Raw genomic sequence first — 9,284 nt, 5'->3', positions numbered from 1 at the left:
CACGTCAAAGTCCGCGACGGGCAGGTGGCGAACCGGCCCATCTACGTGGCTCTGGCCGTCACGGTCGAGGGGAACCGGGATATTCTCGGGCTGTGGGCCGGCGACGGCGGTGAGGGCGCGAAGTACTGGTTGCAGGTCCTCACCGAGATCAAGAACCGCGGTGTCGAGGACGTCTGCATGGTCGTCTGCGACGGCCTGAAAGGGCTCCCCGATTCGATCGGGACACTCTGGCCAGAAGCGATCACCCAAACCTGTGTGGTGCACCTGATCCGGGCGAGTTTCCGGTATGCAGCCCGGCAGGACTGGGACAAGATCGCTAGAGCTCTGAAACCGATCTATACCGCCTCGACGGTCGACCAGGCTGAGGAACGGTTCTTGGAGTTCAGCGAGGCATGGGAGAAGAAGTATCCGGCGATCGTCAGGCTCTGGGAATCAGCATGGGCCGAGTTCGTGCCGTTCCTGCAGTTCGATGCCGAGATCCGCCGGATCGTGTGCACGACGAACGCGATCGAGTCCGTCAACGCGAGGATCCGCAAAGCCGTCCGGGCTCGGGGCCACTTCCCGAACGAGCAAGCCGCCCTGAAGTGTGTCTACCTCGCGGTGATGAGTCTGGATCCGACAGGCCAGGGACGGGCCCGCTGGACCCAACGATGGAAGGCTGCTCTTAACGCCTTCGACATCACCTTCAACGGCCGACTCAGCGTCGGACGCTAACCCACAACACAACTAGTTACACCGAATTATTGACACGCCCGCGCTTGGCGGCGGCTGATGCGGGGTTTGCTACAGGCCTTCACCGAGAACTTTGAGGTGTTCGCGGTACTCGTCGGCTGTGAGTTCCCCCTTCGCGAAGCGCTCGTCCAGGATCTGGTGGGCAGAGCTCCGGCCGCGGGGCGGGCCACCCAACCCTGAGGCATCCCGTGACGCGTATCCGAAGCGGCTTCCGTTACCAACGACCTTGACTGCGAGCAGGACCAACAGCACAATCCCACCCAGCAGGAGGACGCTCCAAAGCCACATCCACGCTGATCCCTGCCCCATAATCCCACATCACGCCGGACACCTTTCGCCTCGCAGTCATTTCCAGTCTCCGCTTGGCGTCGGCCCAGAAACAGGGTCTTACGTCCCGATCAATCCCAGGCTGACTATCCGTCCGAGCACTGATAGTCAGGGTGATAGATGTGACATCGAATTCGACGCGAGATCTTCAAACTCGAACTAACCCTTGACGTATACCCCTAGGGGGTATAGATTGTGGGTACCCAAGTGGGAAGTCCGGCCCTCAACGGGCCGCCTACTCCTTGAAGGTCCCTAGAGCGGCTGCAGCCGACGTGAATGACGCCGGATGGCTACACCCGCTGATTCTCGAATATCCATTCCTCGTATTTTGGAGACCCTCATGTGCGGCACTTCTTCCGATCTGACTCTTACAGACACATCATCTTCCGGATGTGCTTGCTGCGGACCTCAGGAAAGCAAAGCCAATTCGATTCCCGCTCCTGGCAGCGTCAGCGCCAGTTTCGGTGTCGCTGGTTTGACCTGCGGGTCGTGCGCGTCCCGGGTTAGCTCTGCAGTCGGTGAGATTGATGACGTTACCGATGTCCAGATCGATCTCGTTGCCGGCGGGACCTCCACGGTCACCGTCCTCAGTAACCAGGTGGTTCCCGCAGCAGCAGTACGCTCCGCGGTCGAGCAGGCCGGGTACCAGCTTTCTAACGTCTGATCTTTTCCCAGGTCCGGGACGTGATCCTGTTTGACTGAAGGAGAAAAACCATGAAACACCAGAACCACACGAACGACGAGACGCACGGCCAAGCCATGCCCAGGACAAAACCGACCTCCGCCTTGGATCCCGATCAACCCGAAGACCACGGTCACCAAACCCGGCCCGGGGATGCAGATCATGAGGTGCATTCCCACGGGGAACATGCGGGGCACTCCACCGCCATGTTCAAGAACAAGTTCTGGTTGAGTTTGGTCCTGGCTGTTCCGGTGGTGTTGTTCAGCCATATGTTCGCCATGATCGTCGGCTACACGCCACCGGAGTTCCCGGGTGCCATGTGGATTTCACCAATCCTGGGCACCATCATCTTCTTTTACGGGGGTGCACCGTTCCTCAAAGGTGGGGTTACTGAACTGAAAGCCCGGCAACCGGGCATGATGTTGCTGATTGCCATGGCGATCAGCGTCGCGTTCATCGCGTCCTGGGTGACCACCCTCGGGATTGGCGATTTCAACCTGGACTTCTGGTGGGAACTGGCCCTTCTGGTGGTCATCATGCTGTTGGGGCACTGGATGGAAATGCGTGCCCTCGGATCCGCCGCGGGTGCCCTTGATGCTTTGGCGGCGCTCCTGCCGGATGAGGCAGATAAGGTCACCGACGCGGGAATTGAGACCGTCCCTGTGAGTTCACTGGCCACCGGCGACGTCGTCCTGGTCCGGTCAGGCGCCCGGGTGCCGGCAGACGGGGAGATCGTTGATGGGGTGGCCGAGTTCGATGAGGCGATGATCACGGGTGAATCCCGCACCGTCCAGCGCACGATCGGCGAGGTAGTGGTCGCGGGAACTGTGGCAACCGATAACGCAGTCCGGGTGCGGGTGACCGCCGTCGGGTCCGATACCACCCTGGCAGGGATTCAGCGCCTGGTCGCTGAGGCGCAGGCGTCGTCGTCGAAAGCGCAGGCTCTCGCTGACAAGGCCGCTGCGCTGCTGTTTTACTTCGCGCTGGTCGCTGGCATCCTCACTTTCACCGCGTGGATACTATTCGGTAGCCCCGATGATGCCGTCATCCGGACCGTCACGGTCCTGGTGATCGCGTGCCCGCACGCCCTTGGTCTGGCTATCCCGCTCGTGATCGCCATTTCGACGGAGCGCGCGGCGAGGGCCGGTGTGTTGATCAAGAACAGGATGGCGTTGGAGCGTATGCGCACTGTCGACCTTGTGTTGTTCGACAAGACCGGTACCCTCACCGAAGGTCGGCACGCCGTCACCGCCACCGTTACGTCCGGGACAATGGCTGATGCACAAATGTTGGCGCTGGCCGCCGCGGCTGAATCCGACAGCGAACATCCGGTGGCACGGGCCATCGTCGCGGCGGCTATGGACACACCGGAAGCAGTGGCATTCGACTACCGTGGTAGCGGATTTTCGTCAATGACCGGCCGGGGGGTCCGCGCGAGGGTCGATGGGTCCGAGGTCACCGTGGGCGGACCGAATATGCTCAAGGAACTTCAGCTAGAGACTCCTTCGGACATGAGGGATACCGTCCAGGAATGGGTCGGCCGCGGCGCATCTGTGCTGCATGTGGTTCGCGACGGCGCTGTTGTTGGTGCCGTGCGTCTCGAGGACCGGGTCAGGGATGAGTCCCGGGCAGCTGTGAACGCGCTGCAGGCTCGGGGCGTGAAGGTCGCAATGATCACGGGGGACGCACGCCAGGTTGCGGACGCCGTCGGGGCTGAACTCGGTATTGATGAAGTCTTCGCTGACGTGTTGCCACAAGACAAAGACTCCAAGGTCGCCGAACTGCAGAACCGCGGATTGAAAGTGGCGATGGTCGGCGACGGCGTGAACGACGCCCCCGCGCTGGCCCGCGCTGAGGTGGGGATCGCTATTGGGGCCGGGACCGACGTCGCAATGGAATCCGCCGGCGTGGTGCTGGCCGGCAACGATCCACGATCAGTCCTGGCGATGATCGACTTGTCGAGGGCCAGCTATCGGAAGATGATTCAAAACCTGGCGTGGGCAACCGGGTACAACCTGATCGCCGTGCCGCTGGCCGCCGGCGTTTTGGCCTTCGCTGGTTTTGTCCTCTCGCCCGCCGTGGGAGCCGTTCTGATGAGCGTCTCAACCATCGTGGTCGCACTGAACGCGCAGCTACTGCGCAGGATCGACCTCAGCCCGGAACGCTTCACCACCACCTAGCGGAGTGAGGAAACGCCCGGCGTCATCCTCCTCATTGGAGGACCAAGCCCGGAGTTCACTAGGCTGGAAATAATCAACGGACAGGAAAGGGTAACGGCAGTGACAGGCACCACCAGGCAAAGGATAGCGCTCGACCTGTCGCGTTCAGCCCTGACCTTTCTCTGGTTTACCGCCATGATCATCGGGATCCTCGCAATGCACGTATGGATGGGCGGTCACGGCTCGTCAACGCACGGTGCTTCGGCGCAAGGCGCCTCAGCCCACGGCGCAGTGCTTTCGACCAGCTCCATGACAGCGGACACCGAACATGCGACGTCCCTGAGCGGTTCCCACCACGTCCAGGCAAACGATGTCCCCGCAGCCCCCCCGGGAGAGAGCGCCGGCGAATTGGGACAGGGGTGTATTGGGTCTTGCGGCAACGACGGCGCGGCCCTGGGGATGTGTCTCCTGGCGGTCATCGTCGTCGCCGCCCTGGCGTTCCTGGTACGTTCCGGCCAATTCGTTCCCGGGTCAGTGCTTCTGCGCGGTCCGCCATTGATCCGCTTGCGACCCCTCTCGATCCCTGTTCCTTCTCTGATTCAACTCTGTATCAGCCGGACATAAAACACCGGCACCTGCCGTCGTAGTGAACGCGATTGCGCGCACCCGACGGCCTACACGCCCAGCATGGGACCCACTACAGACTATTCATCAGATGAATTCACTAAGGATCAGATCACCATGAAGCGCTACCTCTCCCTCTCAGCACTGAGCGTCGCAGCCATCATCACCCTTGCAGGGTGCGGAAGCGACAACGAACCCGCCACCCCGGGGGTCGAACCAACCGCTTCCACCCAGGAATCATTACCGTCAGCACCCGAATCCGGTGCTGAGGTGTCCGCCGAACACAACAGCGCCGATGCCATGTTCGCCCAGATGATGATTCCCCACCACCAGCAGGCAGTGGAAATGAGCGACATGATGCTCGCCAAGGACGGCATCAGCCCTGAGATCACCGACCTCTCCACCAGGATCAAAGCTGCGCAGGGCCCCGAAATAGAAACCATGACCAGCTGGCTAGAAGCCTGGGACCGGCCGGTCATGCCCGAAGGTGGCATGGACGGGCATGACATGGGGTCCATGGGTGGCATGGACGGGATGCTGGACGAGGATCAGATGGCCGAACTGCAATCAGCCGAAGGTGACGACGCTGCCCGGATGTTCCTTGAGTTCATGACCGAACACCACAACGGTGCGATCGACATGGCGCAGGAAGAAATTGACAACGGCGAGAACCCGGAAGCGATCGATCTCGCTGAGACGATCGTGGAAACCCAGCAGGCCGAAATCCAGGAGATGGAAGAACTACTCTCCGAGCTCTAACCTGCCGCGAGTTCACTAGGGGGAGGGCTAGACATCTGGCCCTCCCCACTTTCTCCCTTACTTCCTGTGACCCGAAAGATCATCACCGTGCCCCGCACCAAACTTTTTCTCTTATACCCGCAACGACACGCCAAGCTCGTGGTTCTCACGGCCGGCCTCCTGGTCCTCACGGCCTGCTCACCGCAGGCGGCACCGAGCTCCGGCACCAGCGAATCCTCCGGCTCTGCCACAAGCGCGCAGGGCTACCCCACCGGTCACGTCCACGGAATGAGCGTGAATCCGGACACGAACCAGGTCTTGCTGGCCACCCATGATGGGCTGTTCGACATCTCGGAGTCGCCAGCAATCCAGATCGGGCCGACCATCGACCTGATGGGCTTCACCACGGCAGGGAACGGCGACCTATATGCCTCGGGTCATCCCGGTTCGGGAACCAATTTGCCCGACCCGGTGGGGCTGATCCGGTCCACCGATCGAGGCCGAACCTGGGAACCGCTGTCCCGGCAAGGAGAGTCCGACTTCCATGCCCTCGCCATCACCGACGGCGGAATAGTCGGTTTCGACGGCCAGCTTCAGACCAGTGCCGAGGGGACCTTATGGCAGCCCGTGGCAGAGCAGATACCCGTGTTCAACCTGGCCGCCAGCCCCCGGGACAGTGTTGTGCTCGCGACCACCGAGGAAGGCCTGCAACGCTCCACCGACGGCGGCGTGACGTGGGCAGCCGTGCCGGAGGCACCGTTGCTGATGTTCACGGCACTTTCTGAAGGGAAAGCCGCCGGAATCACGCCCGAGGGGCAGATCCATACCAGCGCTGACGCTGGTCTGACCTGGGTCGAACAGGGTTCAGCTCCCGGCGAGGCAGCAGCGGTTGCCACTCAGCTGCTCGACGACTCCACACTGCGGATCTGGGTGGCGACCGAAAACAGTGTCCAGGTCTCTAATGACAACGGGCAAACCTTCACGGACATCAGATCCAACCATCAGTAGTTGCTGGTGAAGCACGCATCGCTACAGGAAGCGGCGATCCGGCCATTCGGGCACCTTGCGGCGGAAGCGCTATTCACCGTCGCCGACGGCACCGACGGTATCGAATGATCCCGAGAAGTGGACCCGGGCACGGGGGCCGAAACGCCTTCATAGGTTTGATTTGAGTCGCCGGCACGCAAAACGGCAGGGTCGGTGTAGACCGACCTCTCGCCGTCTTCGGCTGCGAAAATCGCGGCCACCATCCCAGGCGCAATTGCTGCGGCTGCGATCGCGCCTGGGATCCGCGAGGCCCCGGAGTCATCGGAGGAACCACTCACCACCTCGATCTGGATCGGTACACTCGCGCTGCCGTGGTTGGCGGCCATGTTGTCCGCCGTGATCCGAGCCGAGCACTGGTGGTTAAGTCCAGTTTCTCCGGGAGAACCAAGAGGCGAAATGGGGTCCCTCGACCGTCGGTTACCCGTGAGTAGGGCAACACCCTAAAGAGGGCCGTAACCGTAACGTGACATCCATACCTGGGTGGGGTACTCTCATTCGAGTGATCCCGGCACCCCGCCGAGATCATAATCCCGCGCAGAATGCCGAGCCCTGCCGCTGCACCGGGACCCGTTCGCACAATCCAGATGGCAGGGACGGGGGAACCACGTTTCCACCGGGCCACCGCACGCGGTGACCCTCGGGGTTAAGTCGATCTGACTATCCAGTGCAAATCTGCCGCATCGTTTGCGATGGGCAGAAAGCTCAAGGATGGTGGACGGCCGGGTGACTCCCATCCGAACCCGACAGCTCACCCCGCAGGCATGGGAGAGGCAACCACCATGTCACGTAAGTCCATTTCGGCACGCCACCGCGCGGCCACCACCCACTCCATCGCTCTTGAAGGTCTGACCCAGTCCGCCAAGACCAATGCCGTAGCACTGGGCAAGCCAGCCATCATCGCCGTCGCGACCGGCAGCCTCGTCTTCTCCGTCGGAGCGACCGCCCACGCAGGAACCTACACGCAGGGCGAAGCAACGACCGCCTCCGCAGTCTCAGCACCCGCCGCTTCCGGAGTTCACACTGTTGCTGCCGGGGACACCCTGGGCGCAATCGCGGCACAGAATGGTATCAACCTCGACACCCTCCTGGCGCAGAACGGGCTGTCCTACGCCTCGGTCATCTACCCCGGACAGCAGATCCAGCTCACCGGTGGGGCAGCCGTCAGCGCGGCAGCCGTGCCAGCAGCTACTGCAAGCCAGGCCTTCTACTCGGCACCTGCACCAGTCGCTCCGGCAGCAGCACCAGCCGTTCAGGCAGCAGCACCCGCTCCAGCAGCGGCACCCGTTTCCGCAGAACCAGCAATGATGACCTTGGCTTCCAGCCCCATCACCCCGATTGCGTCTGCAGCTAAGGCAGCTCCGTCAGTTTCAGCCAGCGGAGTCGGCGCAGCACTGGTCGCTTCGGCCTATGGGCAGATCGGGTCCATCCAGGACTGCACCGTCCTCGTCGAACGCGCTCTGCGCTCCATCGGCCTGAACGTCGGCGACCTCGGCCCCTCACAGTTCGCTCAGTACGGCTCGGTTGTATCCTCGCCAGCGCCGGGTGACCTCGTGATCAACGCCGGACACATCGCGATCTACGTTGGCGGTGGCAAGGTCATCAGCAGCGGCATGAACGGTGCCAACCTGACGATGGAGCACCCACTGTCCGATCTCGCCGGTTCATACTTCGTGCGAGTCAACGGCTAACATCTCAAGCTCTCGGACTCGTTCCGTGAACTGAACATAAGTGGCAGGTACCCTGGACGGAGGGCACCTGCCACTTATGTGTTCCGTTCAACCCTGACTCGACATGCCGCTGTTTTTCTCACGGTGTCGTACTTGCTAGCCGGAGATGTTTGCTGCGTCGTACCAGCGCAGAACCCGGAGTGCCCTGAGGGTGTTCCACCGACTCGAGCTGCCATCGGGTTCTTCGAATCGAAAGTGGACCGCGCCGGGGTGAGTCTTATCCAGCAGCCAACCTCCATCTGGCTGACGCTTCGCGCGAACATGTTCGACCGCCTCGGCCAGCCGCGGATCAGCCGGTCCGCCACGCAGGGCGAAGTAGCTCGTCGCCTTGAGCAGGTCATAGTGCCAGCGGGGAGGGTAGGAAAACTGAAGCCATCTCGGGTTCACCACCTCACCGGTGCGCAAGGACCGGAACAGGCTGCGTCGAAGCAAATACTCCTCGCCCTCATAGCGAGCCCTGCGGACCTCCTCGGACCTACCAGTGTGTCGCTCCCACCTCAGTAGGGCGTCGACTACGTCAAGAGTGCTCGCGAAAGATCCGGGAGCCGAACGGGACTCGGCCCAGCAGTTCCAGCCACCATCAGGCAATTGGTCGGCCACGAGTCGCTGCACCACCGGGCCGACGTCGATGCCTAGGTAGGTGCCGATCAGAATAGTGCCAGCATTAATGCAGCAGTCGACTTCACCGGCGAAAAAGGGCAATCCGTCATACTCCCACCGGCAGTTGCGCGCGACCAGCCGGGCTGTCTCACCCATCATCGTGCTGTTCGGAGATAAGCCCAGGTGACACAGGTCGAGCAGCACCGGGTAGGTAGAGGTCCATGGTTGCCCCTGCTGTTCACCTGGTGTCTCGATCGGTTCCTCGTCAGGTGATGGGAACGACGGCGGTGGCTCGCTGGCAGCAAGGGCCTGCGCCGTGCTTTCGGCGAACGCCGCGGTATTAGGGAAGCATGCGCCGTCCGCCCACTGTCCATCGGGTGCCCGCAGGGCGAGCAGCCGAGCGCCCCACCCCACGTGTTCCATCCGCGCCCGCTCTGCTGCTATCTCATCCTGCGGCGCGTCGACTAGATCGTGCAACACCTGCCACCGGATCGCAGGATCGCTATTCAGGAGCCACTGCACTACTGGGTCGTTCTCGGCCAGCGGTGGCGTTTCGGAATCTGTCAAGGCGTTTGAGACACAGCTAAGTGGTTAGGCGTGTGTGGGGACCTCGCTTTGTTGGGGCTGGTTGATCCACGCCGCCGTGGG

General features: G+C 62.1%; 9 protein-coding genes and 1 riboswitch. Of the genes, 7 read left to right on the top strand and 2 right to left on the bottom strand.

The annotated features are described in order from the left end of the window. A partial coding sequence (locus tag IWX64_RS16085; protein WP_196868136.1) for an IS256 family transposase occupies positions 1 to 714 on the top strand: 714 nt, incomplete at its 5' end. Between the two features lie 69 nt (positions 715 to 783). On the opposite strand, the gene IWX64_RS16080 is transcribed toward IWX64_RS16085, so the two are convergent. Then, on the bottom strand, positions 784 to 1,020 hold the full coding sequence (locus tag IWX64_RS16080) for an SHOCT domain-containing protein (protein WP_334683373.1): 237 nt from the start codon (positions 1,018 to 1,020) through the stop codon (positions 784 to 786). A gap of 325 nt (positions 1,021 to 1,345) precedes the next feature. Here IWX64_RS16080 and IWX64_RS16075 point away from each other — a divergent pair, with 325 nt between their 5' ends. The 6 genes from IWX64_RS16075 (at position 1,346) to IWX64_RS16050 (ending at position 7,997) form a co-directional block, all read left to right on the top strand. Then, on the top strand, positions 1,346 to 1,723 hold the full coding sequence (locus IWX64_RS16075; protein ID WP_334683372.1) for a heavy-metal-associated domain-containing protein: 378 nt from the start codon (positions 1,346 to 1,348) through the stop codon (positions 1,721 to 1,723). Positions 1,724 to 1,773: 50 nt separating this feature from the next. Continuing rightward, entirely contained in the window at positions 1,774 to 3,921 is a 2,148-nt protein-coding gene (locus IWX64_RS16070) for a copper-translocating P-type ATPase (protein ID WP_196868134.1), read from the top strand. A gap of 99 nt (positions 3,922 to 4,020) precedes the next feature. Further along, a complete protein-coding gene (locus tag IWX64_RS16065; protein WP_196868133.1) occupies positions 4,021 to 4,524 on the top strand; it encodes a hypothetical protein in 504 nt (167 codons plus the stop codon). Between the two features lie 117 nt (positions 4,525 to 4,641). Next, positions 4,642 to 5,283 carry a DUF305 domain-containing protein gene (locus tag IWX64_RS16060; RefSeq protein ID WP_196868132.1) on the top strand — a complete coding sequence of 214 codons (642 nt, stop codon included), beginning with the start codon at positions 4,642 to 4,644 and terminating at the stop codon, positions 5,281 to 5,283. Positions 5,284 to 5,349: 66 nt separating this feature from the next. After that, positions 5,350 to 6,270, top strand: coding sequence for a F510_1955 family glycosylhydrolase (locus IWX64_RS16055; protein WP_334683371.1), 921 nt, complete (start codon positions 5,350 to 5,352; stop codon positions 6,268 to 6,270). A 601-nt stretch (positions 6,271 to 6,871) separates the two neighbouring features. Further along, a riboswitch (cyclic di-AMP (ydaO/yuaA leader) is annotated at positions 6,872 to 7,086 on the top strand. A gap of 2 nt (positions 7,087 to 7,088) precedes the next feature. Next, on the top strand, positions 7,089 to 7,997 hold the full coding sequence (locus IWX64_RS16050; RefSeq protein WP_196868131.1) for a C40 family peptidase: 909 nt from the start codon (positions 7,089 to 7,091) through the stop codon (positions 7,995 to 7,997). 135 nt (positions 7,998 to 8,132) lie between these two features. Here the strand turns inward: IWX64_RS16050 and IWX64_RS16045 are convergent, their stop codons facing one another. Continuing rightward, positions 8,133 to 9,203: a hypothetical protein gene (locus IWX64_RS16045; RefSeq protein ID WP_334683370.1), complete on the bottom strand. Its 1,071-nt coding sequence runs from the start codon at positions 9,201 to 9,203 to the stop codon at positions 8,133 to 8,135. Positions 9,204 to 9,284 lie beyond the last annotated feature (81 nt).

Origin of the sequence: Arthrobacter sp. CAN_A212 (assembly GCF_015752345.1) — a bacterium.
Taxonomy (GTDB): domain Bacteria; phylum Actinomycetota; class Actinomycetes; order Actinomycetales; family Micrococcaceae; genus Arthrobacter_D.
Note: the sequence above shows the minus strand (reverse complement) of the source record. Positions and strands in the feature narration are given on the sequence as shown.

Excerpts from the sequence above, each read along its gene's own strand:
- IWX64_RS16050 (WP_196868131.1), top strand. The coding sequence starts at position 7,089 with ATGTCACGTAAGTCCATTTCGGCACGCCACCGCGCGGCCACCACCCAC.
- IWX64_RS16060 (WP_196868132.1), top strand. The coding sequence starts at position 4,642 with ATGAAGCGCTACCTCTCCCTCTCAGCACTGAGCGTCGCAGCCATCATC.
- IWX64_RS16080 (WP_334683373.1), bottom strand. The coding sequence starts at position 1,020 with ATGTGGCTTTGGAGCGTCCTCCTGCTGGGTGGGATTGTGCTGTTGGTC.
- IWX64_RS16075 (WP_334683372.1), top strand. The coding sequence starts at position 1,346 with ATGGCTACACCCGCTGATTCTCGAATATCCATTCCTCGTATTTTGGAG.
- IWX64_RS16070 (WP_196868134.1), top strand. The coding sequence starts at position 1,774 with ATGAAACACCAGAACCACACGAACGACGAGACGCACGGCCAAGCCATG.